Here is a 21,721-nt window from a genome sequence, read left to right on the forward strand (position 1 = left end):
GCTCGTGACCAGCACAGACAAGCCAAAAGCCGCCGACAAAGTTTCCTCACCGCTGCACCTGCTGCAGACGCTGACCCGAACCCTCAACGAGCACCTTACCGAGGCCTGCGAGCAGGCGGTCAAGGATGCCGGCAAGGCATTGGAGAAACTCCAGCGCCAGCAGGAGAAGCTCGAGGACAAACTCAGGCAGAGCGAAGCCAAGCTGGCGGATCGCACCGCTGAGGATCCCGGCAAAGGTGGCGGCAAGACCCGTCGCAAGATCGCTGACCTGCAGGCCGCCCTGCTTGATCTCAAGCAGGCTCGCAGCAATGCTGAGAACTACATCCAGAAGCTGGAAGCCGATGTGCGCCAGACGCTGCGTCTGGCCAAGGGGCTTGACCGTATTGACGCCCAGGTCAGCCAGGCGCTCGACCGACGCGACGCTCCCAAACCGGCAGCCAAGCCGCGCAGCCGCCGGGCCCCGGCCAAGCGCAAGCCTGCGACCACGAAAGCCGACTCGCAGCCCACTACAGAAGCGAACTAAGCTCCTGCTCAAGGCGTCGCGCCAGCTGCTCCAGCAGCTCGGCGCGACGCCCGCTTAGCGCACCTTCGCAGGCCCCTGCCAGACAGGCCGACAAATCGGCAGCAGTCAACTCGCTACAGCCCAGCCAAGCCCCCAGGCGAGCCAATTGATTTAGCTCTGCCTCGATCTCCGTCTGCTTCGCGACCTGATACAACGCCTGCGACTGTGGATCACCAGCGAGACTGCGCCGGGCTTCGCGGGCCGGCAGAATGACCGCCTCGCGCCAGGCGCCCTGCTCCGCCTGCAGAGCCTGCCAGCGGGACGCCGGCAACGCCCGCCGCTGCTGCCACAACCAGATGGCCAACAGCAGCAGCAACACGTCCTCGTCGCACTCGTCCTGCAGCGCCAGCAGCAGCGGCGCTACGCCGTCCATGGCGTAAAGCCATTGCGCCCATTGCGGCAAGCCGAAGGTTGTCTCACGCATTATGCTTCTCCCGCCTTCTGGCGCTGATATACTCCCGCCCCATGATCAGCATCGACTCCCTTACCCTGCAGCGCGGCCCCCTGCGACTGCTTGAACACGCCAACCTTACCCTGCACGCCGGCCAGAAAGTCGGCTTGCTGGGGACCAATGGTGCCGGCAAATCCAGCCTGTTTGCCCTGCTGCGTGGCCAGATCGAACCCGACGCCGGCAGCTGCAGCGTACCGGCTGACTGGCGCATTGCCCACATGCAGCAGGAAGTCAGCGCACTGGACCGCCATGCGGTCGACTATGTCCTCGACGGTGACCAGCGCCTGCGTGACATCCAGCGACGGCTGGCCGAAGCCGAGCGCCTGGAGCAGGCCGAGCAACTCGGCGCACTATACGCCGAACTGGAAAGTCACGGCGGCTTCAGCGCCGACAGCCGTGCCCGCACCCTGCTCGCGGGGCTTGGTTTCACTAGCGAGCAGTGCAACCGCCGGGTCGGCGACTTCTCCGGTGGCTGGCGGATGCGCCTGAACCTGGCCCAGGCGCTGATGTGCCCATCCGACCTGCTACTGCTAGACGAGCCAACCAACCACCTCGACCTCGATGCCATCCTCTGGCTGGAAGACTGGCTGCGTAACTACCCCGGCACCCTGCTGCTGATCTCCCACGACCGCGACTTTCTGGATGCGGTGGTCGAGCATATCGTGCACTTTGAAAACCGCGCGCTGCATCTTTACCGCGGCGGTTTCAGCCAGTTCGAGCGCACCCGCGCAGAACGCCTGGCACAGCAGCAGTCGGCCTTTGAGAAGCAGCAGGCCGAGCGTGAGCACATGCAGAGCTATATTGCCCGCTTCCGCGCCAAGGCCAGCAAGGCGAAGCAGGCACAAAGCCGTCTGAAAGCCCTTGAGCGGATGGAAGAACTGAGCCCCGCGCACATCGACTCACCGTTCTCATTCAGCTTCCGCGAGGCCAGCAACCAGTCAACACCACTGATCGACCTGCATCAGGGCAGCCTCGGCTACGACGGCAACGCCATTCTCGAACAGGTCAAGCTGCAGCTGGCACCGGGTGCGCGCATCGGTCTGCTCGGCCCCAACGGCGCCGGCAAATCGACCCTGATCAAATCACTGGCAGGTAGCCTGCCACTGCTTGGTGGTGAGCTGAAAACCGGAGAGCACCTGGCGATCGGCTATTTTGCCCAGCATCAGCTCGACAGCCTCGACCCGGCCGCCAGCCCACTACTGCATCTGGCACGGCTGGCACCGGACGAGCGCGAGCAGGTGCTGCGCAACTTCCTCGGTGGTTTCGACTTCAAGGGCGATCGCATCGAAGAACCGGTGCTGAATTTTTCCGGCGGCGAAAAGGCCCGGCTGGCACTGGCGCTGATTGCCTGGCAACGCCCAAATCTGCTGTTGCTGGACGAACCAACCAACCACCTCGACATGGAAATGCGCCACGCACTGACTGTCGCCCTGCAGGCCTTCGAAGGTGCCATGCTGCTGGTGTCCCACGACCGCGCACTGATCCGCGAAACCACAGACGAACTGTGGCTGGTCGCCGACGGCCGCGTGCGCAGCTACGAACAGGATCTCGACAGCTACACCCGCTGGCTAGCCCAGTTCCGCCAACAGCAAGCCGCCGCTGCCGCACCTGAATCCGCTTCCAGCGCCCCCAAGGTTGACGCCAAGGCACAGCGCCGGGCGGCCGCCGAACAGCGCCAGCTGCTGGCACCACTGAAAAAAGCGGCGGAAAAACTTGAGAAAGAGCTGAACAAGGTCAGCGAACTGAACGCCGAGGTCGAGAACACACTGGCTGACAGCAGCCTGTACGAGGCCGCCAACAAGGACCAACTGAAGGAGCTGCTGGCACGGCAGACCGAGTACCGCCAGCAGATTGCCCAGCTGGAAGAAGACTGGCTACTGGCTCAGGAAGAGCTGGAAGCGCTGCAACAAGAACTCGGCAATAGCTGAGCAAGGAGCCAAGATGACCATCTGGATCGACGCCGACGCCTGCCCCAGACCGGTACGCGACGTCACCGTCAAAGCAGCCCGACGCAAGCAGGTCGAGCTGGTACTGGTTGCCAACAGTGCCCAGCAACTGCCGCCGGGCCCCGGCATACGCCAGGTGACAGTAGCCGCCGGCGCCGACGCTGCCGACCATTACATCATTGAACACTCACGGCCAGGCGACCTGGTGGTGACCGCCGACGTGCCGCTGGCAGCTGGCCTGGTAGACCGCGGCGTCACCGCCATCAACCCGCGCGGCCAGATCTACGACAAGGGCAGCATCGGCGAGCGTCTGGCAGTGCGCAACCTGATGGACGAGCTGCGCGGTGCCGGACTGGCCGGACGCGGTGGCCCAGCACCCTACAACGACAAAGACAAACAGGCCTTCGCCAACGCACTGGACCGACTGATCGCGCGCCTTTGAAACTCAGGGGCTCGCGCGCAACTGTGCACCGTCGGACACCAAAAACAGAGCGCACACCATATCCAGCTCGACCGCCTCGCTAATCTTGGTTAAAGCGGTAAACAATGCACGCTCGGCGTGCAGCTAACGCTGCATCAAGGCTCAGCCGTTGAGGGAAACGGGACACCCTCAGCGGTGTCCTTCAGTGAAGGCAGGTCACATAGACAGGCAACGACATCCTGCCGGGTAACATCCACCTTGCGCCCTGCCAGCAGAGCCTGAACCACCGGCTCGACAAAACTGCTGTCAGCACTGCAATGCGCGCCATCACTGTAAGGACCAACATAGGCCAAACTGCCGTCCGCGGCCCAAATGGCAATCGAGGGCGCGCCCGGCCATTCGGCCCAGGCCTCGGGTATCGGCCAATAGGGCAACTGGCTCAATCCGGAGGGCATACCCTCCGCCGATTGCTGACCTGAACGGGCAAAACGCACCCCCTGCCCGGCGAAGCGAACCGTCATCTCGTCTACGTAAGCCTCATGACCTGCGCTGCAGGGACAGTTTGACTGCCACACGTGCACTACCTGCACCTGACCAATCGGGAACGGCGGCGCAACCTGCTCTGCCTGGAAGAACGCCGGGCGTTCAAACGCCTTGACGTAACGCCCCTCAAACCACCAATAGGCCCAGGCCAGTCCCGCCAGCCATAGCAACAACGCCATACCGACGAGAGACCTGCGCAGCCAGATATTCATTCACAATTCACCATGCCAAGTATCGGCGCTATTGTGCCACAGTGCTGCACCACCACAGCGCTATGCGACATTCTGGTATGCGCGATATTTGTGCAAACCCGAACACAACTTCGGCAGCTGGCCATTTGCTCTCATAGCACCGTGTTTTATCGTAGCCGGCTTGATTGCAACTGCCCCGACTGCGGGCAAACCAACCTGTCACGGACGAAACAGCGTTGACGGCCCCTGGCCGAGGATGAGTGCGCACATGCTGGCTGATCTGGACCTCAAGACACTAACCGTCACCCTGACGGTAGTCACCCTGGCAATCACGCTGCTGTTGTGCCTGGTAGGCTGGCAGGTCGGACCACGGCATGGCATGCGTTACTGGACGCTTGGCAACCTCGCCGTGATGCTTGGCTTGCTGCTGAACATCAATCAGGGGCACATCCCCCATAGCCTGTCTATCGTGCTCGCCAACGGCCTGATGACTCTGGGCTTGGGCGTCGTCTGGCTCGGCTTACGCAACTTCCGCGACCTCTCGCAGCCGCAATGGATGCCCATGTTTGCTGCGCTGGTCACCATGCTACTACTTTGGTTTTTCCGCTATCAGGTCGACAACCTGCCCGTTCGCTACGCCATCAGTTCATTGGTGCTCGGCGGCTTCTGCCTGCTCTGCGCCGCAGAGCTGCTGGTACCCACACGCGCGCCTATGCGCACCGCGAGCTGGTTCAGTGGCCTCATTGCACTTGCCTACGGGCTCATCCTGGTTGCCCGACCGGCGGCATCACTGGCCGGCTGGAACGGACCCGCCGACCTGCTCGGCGGGCCGCTACAGCTGATCACCGTACTGGGTGCCATAGCCGCCCAGATCGGCATGGTTAGCGGCTTCATTTTGATGATCCACTACCGTAATCTGGACCGGCTCCGTGCCCTGTCGGAACAGGACCCGCTGACCGGCGCGCTCAACCGCCGCAGCCTGCAGCAACAGGCCGAGTTGATGCTGTGCCGCACCCGGCTAAGCAACGAGCCGATTACGCTAATCATGCTCGACGCCGACCATTTCAAACGCATCAATGACGAGTTTGGGCATCAGACCGGTGACGAGGTGCTCTGCCACCTGGTCGACCAGACACGCCTGCATCTGCGCAGCAGAGACCTGCTCGGACGCTTTGGTGGCGAAGAGTTCGTGCTACTGCTACCGGGCCTGAACAGCCTCAGCGCCAGCCAGGTTGCAGAGCGTATTCGGCAGTCGATCAGCGATGCCGCGTGGCCCACACACAAGCACACCGTCAACATCACCGTCAGCCTCGGAGTAGCCTGTTCCGAGCATCACGGTTATGATTTCACTACGCTGCTCGGCGCTGCCGATGCCGCGCTCTACTGTGCCAAGGGGCTCGGGCGCAACCGCGTCGAGCAAGCCCAGGCTCCCGGCGATGCTGCCCAGGAGCTGGTTGCCCTCCGCCTCCTGTCACATTTCCGTCACAATCTGGACGTATAACGTCAGTCAGACAGGTGCACTGCGACCCGCACCCCCCTGGAGTCCCCGTGAGTAATTCCCCTGTTCAGCGCCCTTTTCCCCTCAGCCGCCCACGCCGCATGCGCAAGGATGATTTTTCCCGCCGCATGATGCGTGAACACACCCTGACCACGGACGACCTGATCTACCCGGTTTTTGTCCTGGAAGGCGAGCAACAACGCGAAGCGATTGCCTCCATGCCGGGCATTGAACGGCTATCGATCGATTTGCTGCTGGAGGAAGCTGCCGAACTGGTAGAGCTGGGCATTCCAGCCATTGCCCTGTTCCCGGTTACGCCGCTGGAGAAAAAGTCGCTGGATGCTGCCGAAGCCTGGAACCCGGAAGGCCTGGCCCAGCGCGCAGTGCGCGCCCTGAAAGCCCGCTTCCCGGAACTGGGCGTCATTACCGATGTTGCCCTCGACCCGTTCACCACCCACGGGCAGGACGGCATCATCGACGACAACGGCTATGTGATAAACGAAGTCACGGTCGAGGCGCTGGTTAAGCAGACCCTCTCGCACGCCGAAGCCGGTGCCGACATCGTTGCCCCGTCCGACATGATGGACGGGCGGGTTGGCGCCATGCGTGAAGCGCTGGAAGCCTCGGGTTACATTCACACCCGGATTCTTGCCTACTCCGCCAAGTACGCCAGCGCCTACTACGGCCCGTTCCGCGACGCGGTAGGCTCGGCCGGCAACCTTGGCAAGGGCAACAAATCGACCTACCAGATGGACCCGGCCAACAGCAATGAGGCACTGCACGAAATCGCCACGGACCTGTCTGAAGGTGCGGACATGGTCATGGTCAAGCCCGGCATGCCCTATTTGGATGTGGTGTACCGGGTGAAAGAAACCTTCAAGGTGCCCACCTTTGTCTACCAGGTCAGCGGCGAATATGCCATGCACTGCGCCGCCATCAACAATGGCTGGCTCAGCGAAGCGGTTATCCTGGAATCGCTGACCGCCTTCAAGCGCGCAGGAGCCGACGGCATCCTGACCTATTTCGCCAAGACCGCTGCCCGTCAGTTACGCAGCCGTCAGTAGTTCTATCGAGGAGACCATGTCAGAGCTCAACAGCACCCGAGACACCACCAAGGACGATATCGCACCGCCTGCCGAAAGCAGTCCCCGCAGCGATCTGGTCACCCGTCCGGCACAGGTCAGCGAAAAGGTCGTCGAGGCTACCCCGGTACCCGACCTGAATGCGCCTGAGCTCTACATTCACCGTGAACTGTCGCAACTGCAGTTCAACATCCGCGTGCTGGAGCAGGCGCTGGATGAGTCCTACCCGCTGCTTGAGCGCCTGAAGTTCCTGCTGATCTTCTCCAGCAACCTGGATGAGTTTTTTGAAATCCGCGTTGCCGGCCTGAAAAAGCAGATTACCTTCGCCCGCGAGCAAACCGGCCCGGACGGACTGCAGCCACAACAGGTACTGAGCAAGATCAGCGAAACCGCACACTATCAGGTCAGCCGCCAGTACAGCATCCTCAACGATATTCTGCTGCCGCAACTGAACGAAAAGGGCATTCGCTTCCTGCGCCGCTATCAGTGGACGCACAAGCAAACCCTGTGGATTCGCCGCTTCTTCCGCCAGCAGGTCGCGCCGATCATCAGCCCGATTGGGCTGGACCCGACGCACCCCTTCCCGCTGCTGGTGAACAAGAGCCTGAACTTTATCGTTCAGCTCGACGGCATCGACTCCTTCGGTCGCGACTCCGGCATGGCGATCATTCCCGCGCCACGCTCGCTGCCGCGCCTGATTCGCCTACCCGACGAGCTGTGTGATGGTGGCGACAACTTCGTGTTCCTGTCGTCAATGATCCACGCTCATGCCGACGAGCTGTTCCCCGGCATGAAAGTACTCGGCTGCTACCAGTTCCGCCTGACCCGCAACGCCGACCTGATCGTGGACCCGGACGAAGTCGACGACCTGGCCCGTGCGCTGCGCGGCGAGCTGCTGTCGCGCCGCTATGGCGACGCGGTAAGGCTCGAGGTCGCCGACAACTGCCCGAAGCCGCTGACTGACTTTCTGCTGCGCCAATTCGGTCTGACCGAAGCGGAACTGTACGAGGTCAACGGCCCGGTCAACCTGACCCGGCTGTTCTCCATCACCGGCCTGGAAAATCACCCGCAACTGCAGTTCCCGCCGTTCAGCCCGGGCCTGCCGCGGGTACTATCGGGTGCCGACAACCTGTTTCAGGCCATCAGCAAGCAGGACATTCTGCTGCAGCACCCCTATGAGTCATTTTCCCCGGTCGTCGACCTGCTGCGGCAGGCGGCACAGGATCCAAACGTGCTGGCGATCAAACAGACCCTGTATCGCACCGGCGCCAACTCTGAAATCGTTAACGCGCTGGTCGATGCAGCGCGCAACGGCAAGGAAGTGACCGTGGTGATCGAACTGCGGGCGCGCTTTGATGAGGAGTCCAACCTGCAGCTGGCGAGCCGTTTGCAGCAGGCAGGGGCGGTAGTGATTTATGGCGTGGTCGGCTTCAAGACCCACGCCAAGATGATGCTGATCCTGCGCCGGGAAGAGAAGAACCTGAAGCGCTATGTACACCTGGGCACCGGCAATTACCATGCTGGCAACGCCCGCCTGTACACCGACTACAGCATCCTGACCTCGGACGTGGCGCTGACCGAAGACGTGCATAAGCTGTTCAACCAGTTGATCGGCATGGGCAAGACCCAGCGCATGAAGAAGCTGTTGCAGGCCCCCTTCACTCTCAAGAAGCGCCTGCTGGAGCTGATCAACCGGGAAACCCTCAACGCCCAGGCCGGCAAGCCGGCGCACATCATCGCCAAGGCCAACTCGCTGACCGATGCCAAGGTCATCAAGGCCTTGTACAAGGCCTCCCAGTGCGGGGTGAAGGTCGACCTGATCGTGCGCGGCATGTGCTGCCTGCGCCCTGGCATTCCAGGCGTCTCGCACAACATCACCGTGCGCTCGATCATCGGTCGCTTCCTGGAACATAGCCGGGTCTATTACTTCCTCAACGACGGTCAGGAGCAGGTCTGGATGTCCAGTGCGGACATGATGGAGCGCAACCTCGACAAGCGCGTCGAGACCTGCTTCCCACTTGAAGGCAAAAAGTTGATCACCCGCGCCAAACAGGAACTGCAGGTGTTTCTGACCGACAATACCCGCAGCTGGATCCTGCAGCCCGATGGCTCCTACGTGCTGAGCTCACCGAGCGGCAACCAGATTCCCCGCAGTGCCCAGGCAACACTGCTGGAGAAACTGGCCAATTCGTCTCAGCGGACCGTCAACTTGTAACCCGCCTTGGCCCAGTACTGCGCTTCACGCTCGAAGTCAGCCTGGGTCAGCGGGTTCTGCTCAAGCCAGCCACCGGGGAAGGTCACGACCAATGCGTCGTGACTGGCCTCGACGGCCATTTCCGGCATTTCCTGAAAGCCACGGATATGGTGATAGAGAATCGCCAGCCGCAGGATCATGCACAACCGCAGCAGGTTGACCGCCTCATCACCGAACTCGGCCAGCCGGTCGCCGCTCGGCATGTTGCGCCGATGCCCGCGCACCAGCAACGCCAATGCCTGCTGATCCTGCCGTGAGAAACCGGGCAGGTCAGAGTGCTCGATGAGATAGGCACCGTGCTTGTGGTACTGACTGTGGGCGATATCCAGCCCGATCTCGTAGACCCGCGCCGCCCAGGTCAACAGCGGGGCCTGCTTACTGTTAGCCAGTTGCCAGGCAGCGTCCACCTTGTGCAACAGCCGCTGGGCCTTGGCCTCGACCCGGGCGGCCTGCTCCAGATCGACGTGATAACGCTCCATCAGCGCGCTCAGCGTGCGCTCACGCACGTCTTCATGGCTGTAGCGACCAAGCAGGTCGTAGAGCACACCCTCACGCAAGGCGCCCTCGGAATGATGCATGGTCTCGACCCCAAGGGCATCAAACAGCGCTTCGAGAATCGCGAGACCGGCTGGCAGGATCGGCTGCCGATCCGACTTGAGACCTTGCACCTCCAGTTTGTCGACATGCGCGGCCTTCAGCACCTTGCGCTTGAGCCACTGCAACCCTTCGCGGGTTACTTGGCCCTGACCGCGGCCACCGGCCTGAATGCACTGGCCAACCGCGCGAATGGTTCCTGATGCGCCAATCGCCTCGTTCCAGCCAAGGCGCTGAATAGCCTGTTCGATGTTCATCAGCTCCAGGCGGGCCGCAGTGTAGGCCTGGCTGTAGCGCGCAGCCGTGATCTTGCCATCAGGAAAAAACTGGCGCGTGAAAGCAACACAGCCGATGCTCAGGCTTTCCCGCAGCAGCGGCTCGAAGCGCTCACCGACGATGAACTCGGTGCTGCCACCGCCAATGTCGACCACCAGGCGCTTGCCTTCGTCGTCGGCCAGCGTGTGGGATACCCCCAGGTAAATCAGGCGCGCCTCTTCGCGGCCCGATACCACTTCAACCCGGTGGCCCAGCACCTGCTGCACCTGACGAATGAACTGTCCGCGGTTGCGTGCCTCACGCAGGGCGTTGGTACCGACGATCCGCACCGCCCCCTGCGGCAGACCGTTGATCAACTGCGCGAACCGGCGCAAACAGTCGAGCCCTCGTTGCATTGCCTCGTCGCTGAGCATGTTGTCATCGTCCAGCCCAGCGGCCAGCTGCACCTTTTCGCCCAACCGCTCGAGGATACGTATTTCCCCTTGCTCAACCCGTGCCAACACCATGTGAAAGCTGTTGGAGCCCAGATCAATTGCGGCTACCAGCGAAAAATCATTCGGCTGTGCGTCTGCCATGCACTCTTCCTGTCAGGTCTCAGTTGCCCCGATTCTAGCACCGGGTCGATGACAATTGCCTGCACAACGGTACTGATCATCGCCTTTCGCAGCCGCATCCGGTGGTGCTATGATTCGGCAATTCCGCCTTTTTATCCCTCTGGAGAAACACATGAGCGATCTGATTGTGCATGTCACTGACGGCAGCTTCGAAGACGAAGTGCTCAAGTCCGATACCCCTGTTCTGGTTGATTACTGGGCAGAATGGTGTGGTCCCTGCAAAATGATCGCACCGGTACTGGACGAGATAGCCAAGGACTACAGCGGCAAGCTGAAAATCTGCAAGCTGAACATCGACGAAAACGCAGAAACCGCACCAAAGTACGGCGTACGCGGCATTCCGACCCTGATGCTGTTCAAGGACGGCAACGTCGAGGCGACCAAGGTTGGCGCCCTGTCCAAGTCGCAACTGGCAGCCTTCCTCGACAGCAACATCTGATATATCCAGCCCCGACACAGCCGTCGGGGCTTTTTTTGCAACCGCAATGCTGGACGTCACCGGCAGGCGGTGCTAGATTTGGCTTCCAACGCCCTGACCGCACCCTGCGCAGCGGCTTCTCAAACACACACCGCAGCCAAGCTGATCGCCCCATGTTCCGTGGCGGCCGAAACAAACCTTTCCTGCCGAAACTCTTACATCACTCTCCGAACCTATGAACCTGACCGACCTCAAACAAAAACCTATTACCGAACTGTTGGAAATCGCCAACCAGATGGGCCTCGAGAATATGGGCCGATCGCGAAAACAGGATGTGATCTTCGGCATCCTGAAAAAGCACGCCAAAGGCGGTGAAGACATTCTCGGTGATGGCGTTCTGGAGATTCTGCAGGACGGCTTCGGCTTCCTCCGCTCGGCTGACTCGTCCTATCTCGCCGGCCCGGACGACATCTACGTCTCGCCCAGCCAGATCCGCCGTTTCAACCTGCGTACCGGTGACACCATTTCCGGCAAGATTCGCCCGCCGAAAGACGGCGAACGCTACTTTGCCCTGCTGAAGGTTGATTCGATCAACTTCGACAAGCCGGAAAACACCAAGAACAAGATCCTGTTCGAAAACCTTACCCCGCTGTTCCCCGATGAGCGCCTGGTCATGGAAGCCGGCAACGGTTCCACCGAAGACCTGATGGCCCGCATCATCGATCTCTGCGCGCCGATCGGCAAAGGCCAGCGTGGCCTGCTGGTTGCACCGCCGAAGGCCGGTAAGACGCTGATGCTGCAAAACATCGCTTCGAACATCGCCCGCAACAACCCCGAGTGCCACCTGATCGTTCTGCTGATCGACGAGCGCCCGGAAGAAGTAACCGAGATGCAGCGCACCGTGCGCGGCGAAGTGGTCGCTTCTACCTTCGACGAGCCGCCAGCCCGTCACGTTCAGGTCGCCGAAATGGTGATCGAGAAGGCCAAGCGTCTGGTTGAACACAAGAAAGACGTGATCATCCTGCTCGACTCCATCACCCGTCTGGCCCGTGCCTACAACACGGTGATCCCGAGTTCCGGCAAGGTACTGACCGGTGGTGTCGACGCCCACGCTCTGGAAAAGCCCAAGCGCTTCTTTGGCGCCGCGCGCAACATCGAAGAAGGCGGCAGCCTGACCATCATCGCCACCGCGCTGGTCGATACCGGCTCAAAAATGGACGAAGTGATCTACGAGGAGTTCAAGGGTACCGGCAACATGGAGATCCACCTGGATCGCAAGATTGCCGAGAAGCGCACCTTCCCGGCGATCAACATCAACCGTTCCGGCACCCGTCGCGAAGAACTGCTGACCAGCGAAGACGAACTGCAACGCATGTGGATTCTGCGCAAGATTCTGCATTCGATGGACGAGATCGCCGCGATCGAGTTCCTGCTGGACCGTCTGAAAGATACCAAGACCAACGACGAGTTCTTCCTGTCGATGAAGCGCAGCAAGAACTAAAACCCAGCCACAAGCGGCAAGCCTCAAGCGGCAAGTTTTCCGCGCGGGCTTGCCGCTTCGCGCTGGGCCCGCCGCCCCGCTGCCAACTCGGCGGGCGGGTCAAACTCCCAAGCGGCATGCCTCGTCCAGCTTGCCGCTTGCAGCTTGAGGCTTGAAGCTAGATGCAATATTCCGATCTACGCGATTTCATCAAGGGCCTGGAACAGCGCGGCGAACTCAAGCGCATCCAGACACCCATTTCTCCCGTGCTGGAGATGACTGAAGTCTGCGACCGCACTCTGCGCAAGGGTGGCCCCGCCCTGCTGTTTGAAAAACCTACCGGTTTCGACATGCCCGTCCTTGGCAACCTGTTCGGTACACCCGAGCGCGTCGCCATGGGCATGGGCGCCGAGAGCATCAGTGAACTACGCGAAATCGGCAAGCTGCTGGCCTTTCTCAAGGAGCCTGATCCGCCGAAAGGCCTGAAGGACGCCTGGTCAAAGCTGCCAATTTTCAAAAAAGTCATCAATATGGCGCCCAAGGTAGTAAAGGACGCGCCATGTCAGGCCCAGGTATTTGAAGGCGACGATGTCGACCTCGGGCACATTCCGGTACAAACCTGCTGGCCTGGCGACGCCGGGCCGCTGATCACCTGGGGACTGGTAGTCACCCGCGGCCCGCACAAAGAACGACAGAACCTGGGCATCTACCGCCAACAGGTCATTGGCCGCAACAAGGTGATCATGCGCTGGCTCAGCCATCGCGGCGGTGCGCTCGACTTTCAGGAATGGCAACGCGCCCATCCGGGCGAACCCTTCCCGGTTGCTGTGGTACTGGGCGCCGACCCGGCCACCATTCTCGGTGCCGTAACCCCGGTGCCCGACAGCCTGTCCGAATACGCCTTTGCCGGCCTACTTCGGGGGCAGCGTACCGAGCTGATCAAGTGTCGTGGTTCCAGTCTGCAGGTGCCTTCCAGTGCCGAGATCGTGCTCGAAGGGGTTATCCACCCGGGCGAGATGGCCGATGAAGGACCATTCGGCGACCACACCGGCTACTACAATGAAGTTGACCGCTTCCCGGTGTTTACCGTCGAGCGTATCACCCAGCGCGAAAAACCGATCTACCACAGCACCTACACGGGTAGGCCGCCGGATGAACCCGCCGTACTCGGCGTAGCGCTGAACGAGGTGTTCGTCCCGCTGCTGCAGAAGCAATTCCCGGAGATCACCGATTTCTACCTACCACCCGAGGGCTGCTCCTATCGCATGGCGGTGGTATCGATGAAGAAGCAGTATCCGGGCCATGCCAAGCGAGTGATGCTCGGCGTCTGGAGCTTCCTGCGCCAGTTCATGTACACCAAGTATGTGATCGTGGTCGACGACGACATCAACATTCGCGACTGGAACGACATTATCTGGGCCATCACCACGCGAATGGACCCCAAACGCGACACGGTGATGATCGACAACACCCCCATCGACTATCTCGACTTCGCCTCGCCCGTCTCAGGTCTCGGCAGCAAAATGGGACTGGACGCGACCAATAAGTGGCCGGGCGAGACCACGCGAGAATGGGGCGTTGCGATCGAGCAGGACGCGCAGGTTCGCCAGCGTGTCGATGCGCTCTGGGCAGAATTGGGTATTGATTGATGAGAGTGACACTGGAGCCGGGCGGTCTCAACCTGCAGACCGAGCAAGGCGAAACCATCCTCGACGCAGCACGCCGCCAGGGCTTTGATGCGCCCAGCAGTTGCCGCAACGGCAACTGCCATGTTTGTGCGGCGGTATTACTGCATGGCCGCGTACAGCTGCCGGACAACCGCGAAGCCGGACCGGGCGAAGAGATTTTCACCTGCGTGGCCGAGCCGCTGGAAGACTGTGCACTGCACTGGGAAGGCATTCTTGCCCCGGGGCAGCTACCGGTGCGCAAACTGGCCTGTCAGGTCGTCGAATGCACTCCGATTGGCGGCGATGTCTGGCGCGTCCGCCTGCGTACCCCTGCCGGCAAGCCACTGCGTTACTACGCTGGCCAATACCTGCTGCTGGAGCGCGATGGCGCGGAGCCCGCAGCATTCTCGATTGCGTCTGCACCTGATGAAGGCCGGATGCTTGAGCTGCATATCCTGACCCGCGACCCGGTGACCCAGGGCGTCATCAACTACCTGCAGCAACACAAGATCGCGCGCATTCAGGCACCGTTCGGTGAGGCCTGTCTGCCGGTGCTGCCAGATGAACCGCTGGTGTTGATTGCCGCCGGTACCGGGCTGGCACAAATGCAGAGCATCGTTGAGCAATGCCTGCGACAGGGCTTCGCTCAGCCGATCCACCTGTACTGGGGCGTTCGCCACAGCAGCGACCTGTATGAGGCGCCGCACTGGCAGAGCTGGCAACAGGCGTCTAACCTGTACTTGCATCGGGTGGTCAGCGACCAGCCTGACTGGCCGGAGCGGCAGGGTGTGCTGCATCAGGCCGTTTGTGAGGATATCGCTGATCTAGCGGACTACCGTTTTATTGTCAGCGGCTCGCCTGGCATGGTCTACGCAACACTGGATGCACTGGTCGCTGCCGGCATGCCAGCTGATCGCATGCTAGCCGACGTCTTCGCCTACGCACCCCGGTAGCCCACACCATGACTAGCGACGCGGACGTATCTGAATTCACTCAAGCATACGCTCCGCATCGCAGCAGATCGCGGCACAGGGCGCTGTTCGGCGTTGCGCTGATCGCCCTGCATTCGCTCTTTTGCAACCCACTGGCCGCGATCGAGCTCAGCAGCCTGGAATGGCCACCCTACAGCGGCGCGGACCTGCCGGGCCAGGGTTCGCTGTCAGAGCTGCTACGCCGTGCGCTGGCAAGTCAGGATACCCCTCTGCTGATCCATTTCCAGCCTTGGAGCAGAGCCATCAGGTCCGCGACGACCGAACCTGACATCGTCGGCTATTTCCCCCGCTACTTTGCCGACGACCAGCTGTGCCTTTACTCAGACAGCATCGGCACCAGCCGGGTTGGCCTGGGTAAGCTGGGACCAGCTGGAGGACCTGAGAACGTACCGCATCGGCGTGGTACGCGGCTATCGTAACGTGCCCGAGTTCGATGCGCTGGTGGCCGACGGCACGCTCAAGGTCAAGGAGGCCGCCAACGACCAGCTGAACCTGCTCAAGCTGGTGTACGGAAGACTGGATCTGGCGGTAATCGACGAACAGGTGATGCAACACTGGCTGAGCCATGAGCCCCTGCTGCGCCAGAATGCGGACAAACTGACGTTTGCCAAACAGCTGCTTGGCGAACCCACCATGCACGTCTGCTTCATCCCTGGCGAGGCCGGAGAGCAGGCCCGACTGTTACTCAATCAGGGCCTGCAGCAGATTCAACACTATCAGGCGTCAGGGAGCGGCAACGCCGGCAGGTGATCTTCCAGCATCTCGAAGCCGTCGCGAATCGTGCGCTGGGAACCGCTGGCATCCCCCATCCGGTCCAGCAACCGAGCCAGTTCGGCGCAGGTCTGGATATCTCGGCGGCTGGCAAAGCTGGCTTCAAGGTAGTCACGCGCCTTGCCCCACAGACTGTTTCTCTGGGCCAGACGACCAGCGGCCAACAGCAGCGCCGCGTTGTGCGGGTGCGTGACCAGCCATTGCTCGACATTTGCCAGCTGACGCGCACAGTCCTTGCCCTTGACCAGGCCATACAGATTGGCAAGTCGCTCGTTGAACTGTTGTTGCAGACCGTGACGCAGCGCTTCTTCAGCCATTGCGTCGCGTCCATGTGCGCGCAGCTGCAGCGCATAGGCCTCGATCAGCTCCGGATCCTCACGCAGCCGCTTAGGCATACGCTCCCAGGCAGCAATGACCAGACTGGCCGGGTCGGCATCCGCCGCGGCCGACCGCTGCCCGGCCTGAGCCAACAAGGCGGCGTGGACCTGACGCTCCAACGCCTGCTGTTCATCCTCGCGCAGCACCTTCTGCTTGCGCAATTCCGGCAACAGCTCAAGTAAGCTCCCCCAGTCTTCCAGCCGCAGGTAGACCTGGCTCATCAACTTGAGTGCATACAGATGCTTGGGATGATCCTTGCGCAGACGGGTCAGCGTCGCCAGCGCCTGTTCCAGCTGACCGCGGGCGATCTGCAGCTGCGCCTGGGTCACGGCGATGGCAACGTCAGCCTTGGGCGTAGCCTCGTAGGCCTCACGCAGCAAGGAGTCCGACTCGGCGTAGTCTCCCAGCTCGTTGGCTGCACGGGCAGCCGCCAGATAGTTGATCAACGGCAGCTCTGAATGGGGCGCAGAGCGCTTGAGCAGGCGCACCGACTGCTGCCAGTGGCCTTCAGCAAACTCCAGCAGGCCGCGCGTCGCCAGCGCGCTGGCGCGCTGTTGCAGGTTGCGCCGCGACCAGGGGTTGATCCGGCGACCGGACGCTGTCAGCAGACGCCAAAGCGAGCGCACCAGCCAGAGCAACAGCCAGAAGGCGAGCAACACACCAATACCGACCCAGATACTGGTCTCGATCGACACATTACGCCAGGCAATCAGCAGGTAGCCCGGGTCCTCGGCAATCGCCATGCCCAGCAACGCAGCGACCAGCACGACCGCCAGAATGGCCACATAGCTTTTACTCATCGGCCGGCTCCTCTACCTGCGGCGTCTTGCGCGACTGCAGGTAATTGGCCAGGCTCTGCTGCAGCGGTGCCAGGTCCGGCGGCGAGAGACTGACAGCCCGCTCATGCAAAGCCTGCAGCTGTGTCTGCATGGCCTGGACCTTCGGATTCTCCAACTCGAAGTACTGGGTCAGCAACTTCTCTGCCTGGGTCAGGCTGGCTTGATATACCTCTTCCTCTCCCCGCAGCGCGGCCCACTGGGCCTGCTCCAGCGTCAACTGCAGGGTCCGGCGTACCCGCTGCAACTCGGCATCATCCAGCAACGGGGTAATCACCTTGCCGCGCTGAAAATCCACCCGAACATAGCGCTCCAAGCGCATCAGCACCCGATCCCAACGATCACGGCGCTGCAGGCGGTCGGCGTATTCCTCCTCAGTGCTGACCTCATCCGGATCAAACTCAGGGACGGGCAGAGCGGCAAGGGTTTCGACCTGGTCACGCAGGGCGCCAAGGCGCAGGAAAACACCGGCGCGGTCCAGTTCGGGCAGGCTCTCCAGTTCTGTCTGATAACGGGCAAGTTGCTCGCGGACACCGTACAGTCCACTGTCAGGCATCGACTTCAGAATGCCATCCACGGTTTCCAGCAGCTCAAGTGCTGCTGTCACGTCCTGCACCGCCAGCAGACGTAACGAGGCAAGGCGCAACAGGTACTGGGCTTCCGCCAGTTTCCACTCTTCGCGACCATCCCCCTGAAGAACGTTCAGACGCTCAACCAGCGCCTGCTGACCGCGCTGCATCTCGGCTATCAGCCGCTGAGCTGCGTCCCAGTCGCGCCCCTGCGGAACACCCTCAAGGCGCTGATCAAGCCTCGCGCTGGCACTGTCGAACTGGCTGCTCTGCTGTTCCAGCAAAGCAAGCTGGGCCTGCTGTTGCTGGCGAGCCTGCTGCCATTGCCAGCCAGACAGCCCCAGCGCCGCTGCAGCCACCAGCAGCGCCAGCCAGCTGACCCCACGGCCGCCACCACCATTGCCCGCTGACTTACGACTCGTCGCCGGACTCGGCTTGCTCGGCTCAGCCTTGGCAGCCTCGGGCTTGACCGCAGTCTGCGGCTGTTCGGTCTTGTTGTTCGCTTCGCTCGGTTCCACACGCATCCCCTTTGTCATCCCGACGAGCCGGTCAGCACGGCCTCGACCAACGCGCTATCGTCCGCACCTCGACAGGTTACTACATCCGTACAACCCAAGGCCGCGGCCTGTGCCGCAATCCGTTCACTCGGCACCCAGCAGCGCCAGTGACGCTGGCGCTGCCAGTCATCGCCAGCGGCCGTTCGCCAGTTGTTCAAGGCCTGCACGCTGAGCACGATCAACCGATCTACCCGCCGGGCCACCGCAGTCAACTCCGCAGACAGCGAATCCGGTGCGCTACGCGCATATAACGGCAGGTAGTCCACCGTACCACCGGCAGCGCGAATCTGATCGGCCAGATGCTCGCGACCGTCCTCACCCCGCCAGATCAACACCTTCAGATCCGGCCGGGCAAAGTGCGCTTGCCACAACGGCAGCGCCAGCAATGCCTCGCTATCTTGCCCCTGCTCCGGACATTGGGCCGGCAGACCATATTCACGCAGCACTTGCGCAGTTCCGCCACCCACCGCCAGCCAATCGATACCGACCGGAGGCTGTGGCCAGTAGCGGTCAAGCCGCTCCAAACCCAGCCGGGCAGCAGTCGGACTGACCACGACCACGGCGTGATAGCGATCCAGGTCGAGCATATGTTGTCGCTCGACCGGCCCTTCCACGCAGGGCCGCAGCTCAAGCAGCGGTACACTGCAGGTCTCAACCCCTTCAGCTGCAAATCGTGCAGCCAGACGCTGATTATCCGCCGCCTGACGGGTCAGCAGCAGGCACCCGCTCACCGCGCCGGCGCCTCCTCGTACACTGCATCCAGGATCGCTTGCGCACCCTGCGCCAGCAGATCCTCAGCCACCGCAATGCCGAGTGTCTCCGGATCGTTTTCCGGGCCGCTGGCTTCAGCTCGCAGCATACGCTGACCGTCCGGGTCGCCAACCAGTCCGCGCAACCAAAGCTGGCCGTTCTCGCGTTCGGCATAACAGGCGATCGGCACCTGGCAGCCGCCGTTCAGGCGGGTGTTAAGTGCTCGCTCGGCGCGCACACGCAGCGCACTGTCTTCGTCGTTGAGCTTGCTCAGCAGCGCCTGCAGCTCGGTATCGCCGCTGCGGCACTCAATGCCAACGGCGCCCTGCCCCCCAGCGGGGAGACTCTCCTCCGGCGGCATCGAATAACGAATACGCTCACCAAAGCCAAGCCGCATCAAGCCTGCGGTTGCCAGAATGATGGCGTCGTACTCACCGGCATCCAGTTTGGCCAGACGGGTATTGACGTTGCCACGCAAAAACCGGATCTGCAGGTCAGGCCGACGCGCCATGATCTGCGCCTGACGCCGCAGGCTGGAGGTACCGACCACGCTGCCGGCGGGCAGGCTGTCGACATGATCAAAGGTGTTGGAAACAAAGGCGTCGCGGGGGTCTTCTCGCTCGCAGATGGCGTACAGCCCCAGACCGTCGGGGAACTGCATCGGCACGTCCTTCATGGAGTGCACAGCCAGATCCGCCTCGTCGTTCAGCATGGCAGTTTCCAGCTCCTTGACGAACAGCCCCTTGCCGCCAATCTTGGCCAGCGGGGAATCCAGCAGCTGATCGCCGCGGCTGACCATCGGGACCAGACTGACGCTGAGCGTCAGGTCCAGCTGTTCGAGACGCGCCTTTACATATTCGGCCTGCCACAGGGCCAGTGCGCTCTTGCGGGTGGCAATTCGCAGATGTCGACTCATGAGACTCTCGCTTCAAACCAGGCCCCATCATACGCCATGCTCAGGTGGGCATCCACGCGAGTCGGTGTCGCAGGCCGGTCACAACCGCTCCATCAGCCGGCGCACACCCGGCACATGACGGCGACTGACCGTCAGGGTCTCGCCTTCCAGATCTTTCAGACAAAGCTCAAAGTGCCCCATCGATGTTCGCTGCAGACATTCGATGCGCGCCCGAGCGACCAGCGCATTGCGGTGGATGCGTACAAACCGGTCGCCGAACTCCTCCTCCAACGCCTTCAGCGGCTCGTCCAGCAAGACCTCACCATGCACATGGCGAAGGGTGACGTATTTGTGATCGGCAATAAAATACAGCACGTCCTCGATCGGAATCAGCTCGATACCCTTGCGGGTACGCGCGCTGATGTGGCTACGCGCCTGGGCGCCCTCGGCCGGCGGAGTGGCCTTGCCAAGGTTCGCCAGCTGCATGCGATTGGGCCGTTGCGCCTTGGACAAGGCTTCGACCAGCGCCTCACTGCGCACCGGCTTGAGCAGATAGCCAACCGCACTGACCGCAAAGGCATCCAGTGCATACTCACCATGCGCGGTACAGAACACGACGGCTGGCGCTTCCGCATTCTCGCAGAGCTTGGCAGCCGTCTGCAGACCATCCAGCCCAGGCATGCGAATGTCCAGCAGAACAATATCCGGGTGGTGCTCTTCCACCAGTTGCAGTGCCTCATGACCGTTGCTGGCCATCTCCGGTAGTGCCTTGTAACCCGGCAGTGATCCGACCAGTCGCGCCAGCCGCTCGCGGGCCAGCGGCTCATCATCAGCGATCAATACTTTCATTCGATAATGACTTCTCTGCCATTGTTGGACGTTGTCTAACAGGATAGACCAGCCTGCTGAAGAAGCATTCCCCTTCCCGCCAGCCTTCCAGTTCCGACTGCTCCCCGAACAGCGCCTGCAGGCGTGCACGGATATTTCCCATCGCCATCTGCGCACCATGATGCGCCCCTGTCTGCTCAGGACAGGTATTACGTACCACAAGTTCAACCAGCCCGTTCTGCAACCGGCCTTCAATATGAATATCGCCGCCATCCACTCTCGGCTGCAGCCCATGCAAGATAGCGTTCTCCAGCAACGGCTGCAGGGTCAGCAACGGCATGGGCACGTCGTCCGGCAAATCGGCAACCGCCCAGTGCACACGCATGCGCTCACCAAAGCGGTACTGTTCGATCCGCAGGTAACCCTCGCACAAGGCCCGCTCCTCGCCCCAGCTGGACAAGGTGTCGGGACGAGCCAGATTGGCCCGAAACAGGTCCGAGAGATCAAGCACCGCCTGCTCCGCCTTGACCGGTTCAATCTCGATCAGACTGGCGATACTGTTGAGGCTGTTGAACAGGAAGTGCGGCCGGATGCGCGATTGCAGCGCTTGCAGGCGCGAGCGCAGTTCGGCCTGGTTCTGCCGCTGCCATTGCTGCTGCAGGTAAAAGTAGCGCAACAACAGGCTGGTCATGATCAAGGCAATCAGCCCGTGGCGCAGCAGCTGCTCGGCTTCCCAGTGCAATGCGCCCTGCATACCCCGGTAGACCACCCAGTCACCGAGCACGGTGAACAGCAGAGTCGGAGCGATAACGACCGCGAAACAGACCGCCACTGCTAACGCCAGCGGCCTGCGCTGCATCCATCCTCGCAAGCGGCACAGCAGGGCTGCCGACAGCAGCACAATCCACTGCACGAACAATGACGCCATGGCCAACTGGAGCCAATCAAAGACGCCGGCCACCGGCTGCGCCAACACCCATACCAGCACGACCAGCTGGGCCAGAATAATGAGGGTGAATACGGCCACGGACGAGCACAGATCGGGGAGGAAGAAATCCTCTCCGTCATAGGGTTGTTTGAGCAACGTCCAGAATCCGTTCTTCATCGCATCAGTGTCTGCCAGCCCGCCGCCATCGTGCAAGCATGAA

General features: G+C 61.7%; 20 protein-coding genes. 11 read left to right on the forward strand and 9 right to left on the reverse strand.

What is annotated here, in order from left to right; translation table 11 throughout:
• Window positions 1-4: 4 nt before the first annotated feature.
• Complete coding sequence (locus ACKPCU_RS00705) at window positions 5-523, forward strand: AlgP family protein (RefSeq protein WP_321349135.1); 519 nt, start codon at window positions 5-7, stop codon at window positions 521-523.
• Here ACKPCU_RS00705 and ACKPCU_RS00710 read toward each other — a convergent pair.
• Window positions 507-986: a TIGR02444 family protein gene (locus ACKPCU_RS00710; RefSeq protein WP_321349136.1), complete on the reverse strand. Its 480-nt coding sequence runs from the start codon at window positions 984-986 to the stop codon at window positions 507-509. The two genes, ACKPCU_RS00705 and ACKPCU_RS00710, sit on opposite strands and share 17 nt — an antisense overlap.
• 41 nt (window positions 987-1,027) lie before the next feature.
• Here ACKPCU_RS00710 and ACKPCU_RS00715 point away from each other — a divergent pair, with 41 nt between their 5' ends.
• Window positions 1,028-2,941, forward strand: coding sequence for an ATP-binding cassette domain-containing protein (locus ACKPCU_RS00715; protein WP_104738052.1), 1,914 nt, complete (start codon window positions 1,028-1,030; stop codon window positions 2,939-2,941).
• A gap of 13 nt (window positions 2,942-2,954) precedes the next feature.
• Window positions 2,955-3,401, forward strand: coding sequence for a YaiI/YqxD family protein (locus ACKPCU_RS00720; protein ID WP_104738051.1), 447 nt, complete (start codon window positions 2,955-2,957; stop codon window positions 3,399-3,401).
• A gap of 134 nt (window positions 3,402-3,535) precedes the next feature.
• Here ACKPCU_RS00720 and ACKPCU_RS00725 read toward each other — a convergent pair whose 3' ends face one another.
• Entirely contained in the window at window positions 3,536-4,135 is a 600-nt protein-coding gene (locus ACKPCU_RS00725; RefSeq protein ID WP_321349137.1) for a DUF6436 domain-containing protein, read from the reverse strand.
• Window positions 4,136-4,382: 247 nt separating this feature from the next.
• Here ACKPCU_RS00725 and ACKPCU_RS00730 point away from each other — a divergent pair, with 247 nt between their 5' ends.
• The 3 genes from ACKPCU_RS00730 (at window position 4,383) to ppk1 (ending at window position 8,909) form a co-directional block, all read left to right on the forward strand.
• Entirely contained in the window at window positions 4,383-5,615 is a 1,233-nt protein-coding gene (locus tag ACKPCU_RS00730) for a GGDEF domain-containing protein (RefSeq protein WP_170063032.1), read from the forward strand.
• Between the two features lie 98 nt (window positions 5,616-5,713).
• Window positions 5,714-6,676, forward strand: coding sequence for a porphobilinogen synthase (gene hemB / locus ACKPCU_RS00735; RefSeq protein WP_407651867.1), 963 nt, complete (start codon window positions 5,714-5,716; stop codon window positions 6,674-6,676).
• Between the two features lie 16 nt (window positions 6,677-6,692).
• Window positions 6,693-8,909: a polyphosphate kinase 1 gene (gene ppk1, locus ACKPCU_RS00740; RefSeq protein ID WP_104738047.1), complete on the forward strand. Its 2,217-nt coding sequence runs from the start codon at window positions 6,693-6,695 to the stop codon at window positions 8,907-8,909.
• Here ppk1 and ppx read toward each other — a convergent pair.
• A complete protein-coding gene (gene ppx / locus ACKPCU_RS00745; protein ID WP_321349139.1) occupies window positions 8,888-10,393 on the reverse strand; it encodes an exopolyphosphatase in 1,506 nt (501 codons plus the stop codon). The two genes, ppk1 and ppx, sit on opposite strands and share 22 nt — an antisense overlap.
• A gap of 151 nt (window positions 10,394-10,544) precedes the next feature.
• Here ppx and trxA point away from each other — a divergent pair, with 151 nt between their 5' ends.
• The 5 genes from trxA (at window position 10,545) to ACKPCU_RS00770 (ending at window position 15,739) form a co-directional block, all read left to right on the forward strand.
• Entirely contained in the window at window positions 10,545-10,871 is a 327-nt protein-coding gene (gene trxA, locus ACKPCU_RS00750; RefSeq protein ID WP_104738045.1) for a thioredoxin TrxA, read from the forward strand.
• Window positions 10,872-11,085: 214 nt separating this feature from the next.
• Window positions 11,086-12,351 (forward strand): transcription termination factor Rho, encoded by a 1,266-nt coding sequence (gene rho, locus ACKPCU_RS00755; protein ID WP_088276203.1) that lies wholly within the window; start codon window positions 11,086-11,088, stop codon window positions 12,349-12,351.
• Between the two features lie 161 nt (window positions 12,352-12,512).
• Complete coding sequence (gene ubiD / locus ACKPCU_RS00760; protein WP_321349140.1) at window positions 12,513-13,979, forward strand: 4-hydroxy-3-polyprenylbenzoate decarboxylase; 1,467 nt, start codon at window positions 12,513-12,515, stop codon at window positions 13,977-13,979.
• Complete coding sequence (locus tag ACKPCU_RS00765; RefSeq protein ID WP_321349141.1) at window positions 13,979-14,950, forward strand: 2Fe-2S iron-sulfur cluster-binding protein; 972 nt, start codon at window positions 13,979-13,981, stop codon at window positions 14,948-14,950. Before ubiD ends, ACKPCU_RS00765 begins: the two co-directional genes overlap by 1 nt.
• A gap of 384 nt (window positions 14,951-15,334) precedes the next feature.
• Window positions 15,335-15,739, forward strand: coding sequence for a hypothetical protein (locus ACKPCU_RS00770; protein WP_321349142.1), 405 nt, complete (start codon window positions 15,335-15,337; stop codon window positions 15,737-15,739).
• Here the strand turns inward: ACKPCU_RS00770 and ACKPCU_RS00775 are convergent.
• The 6 genes from ACKPCU_RS00775 to ACKPCU_RS00800 all read right to left on the reverse strand — a co-directional run bounded on the left by ACKPCU_RS00775 (window position 15,706) and on the right by ACKPCU_RS00800 (window position 21,678).
• Complete coding sequence (locus ACKPCU_RS00775; protein WP_321349143.1) at window positions 15,706-16,938, reverse strand: heme biosynthesis HemY N-terminal domain-containing protein; 1,233 nt, start codon at window positions 16,936-16,938, stop codon at window positions 15,706-15,708. The genes ACKPCU_RS00770 and ACKPCU_RS00775 overlap by 34 nt on opposite strands.
• Entirely contained in the window at window positions 16,931-18,067 is a 1,137-nt protein-coding gene (locus tag ACKPCU_RS00780; RefSeq protein ID WP_321349144.1) for a uroporphyrinogen-III C-methyltransferase, read from the reverse strand. Before ACKPCU_RS00780 ends, ACKPCU_RS00775 begins: the two co-directional genes overlap by 8 nt.
• A gap of 8 nt (window positions 18,068-18,075) precedes the next feature.
• Entirely contained in the window at window positions 18,076-18,831 is a 756-nt protein-coding gene (locus ACKPCU_RS00785; RefSeq protein ID WP_321349145.1) for a uroporphyrinogen-III synthase, read from the reverse strand.
• Window positions 18,828-19,766, reverse strand: coding sequence for a hydroxymethylbilane synthase (gene hemC, locus ACKPCU_RS00790; RefSeq protein WP_321349146.1), 939 nt, complete (start codon window positions 19,764-19,766; stop codon window positions 18,828-18,830). Before hemC ends, ACKPCU_RS00785 begins: the two co-directional genes overlap by 4 nt.
• A 78-nt stretch (window positions 19,767-19,844) precedes the next feature.
• Window positions 19,845-20,594 carry a LytR/AlgR family response regulator transcription factor gene (locus ACKPCU_RS00795; protein ID WP_104738037.1) on the reverse strand — a complete coding sequence of 250 codons (750 nt, stop codon included), beginning with the start codon at window positions 20,592-20,594 and terminating at the stop codon, window positions 19,845-19,847.
• Window positions 20,575-21,678 carry a sensor histidine kinase gene (locus tag ACKPCU_RS00800; protein WP_321349147.1) on the reverse strand — a complete coding sequence of 368 codons (1,104 nt, stop codon included), beginning with the start codon at window positions 21,676-21,678 and terminating at the stop codon, window positions 20,575-20,577. The genes ACKPCU_RS00795 and ACKPCU_RS00800 overlap by 20 nt, the downstream gene beginning before the upstream one ends.
• Window positions 21,679-21,721 lie beyond the last annotated feature (43 nt).

It is taken from the genome of Halopseudomonas oceani (assembly GCF_963677335.1).
Classification (GTDB): domain Bacteria; phylum Pseudomonadota; class Gammaproteobacteria; order Pseudomonadales; family Pseudomonadaceae; genus Halopseudomonas; species Halopseudomonas oceani.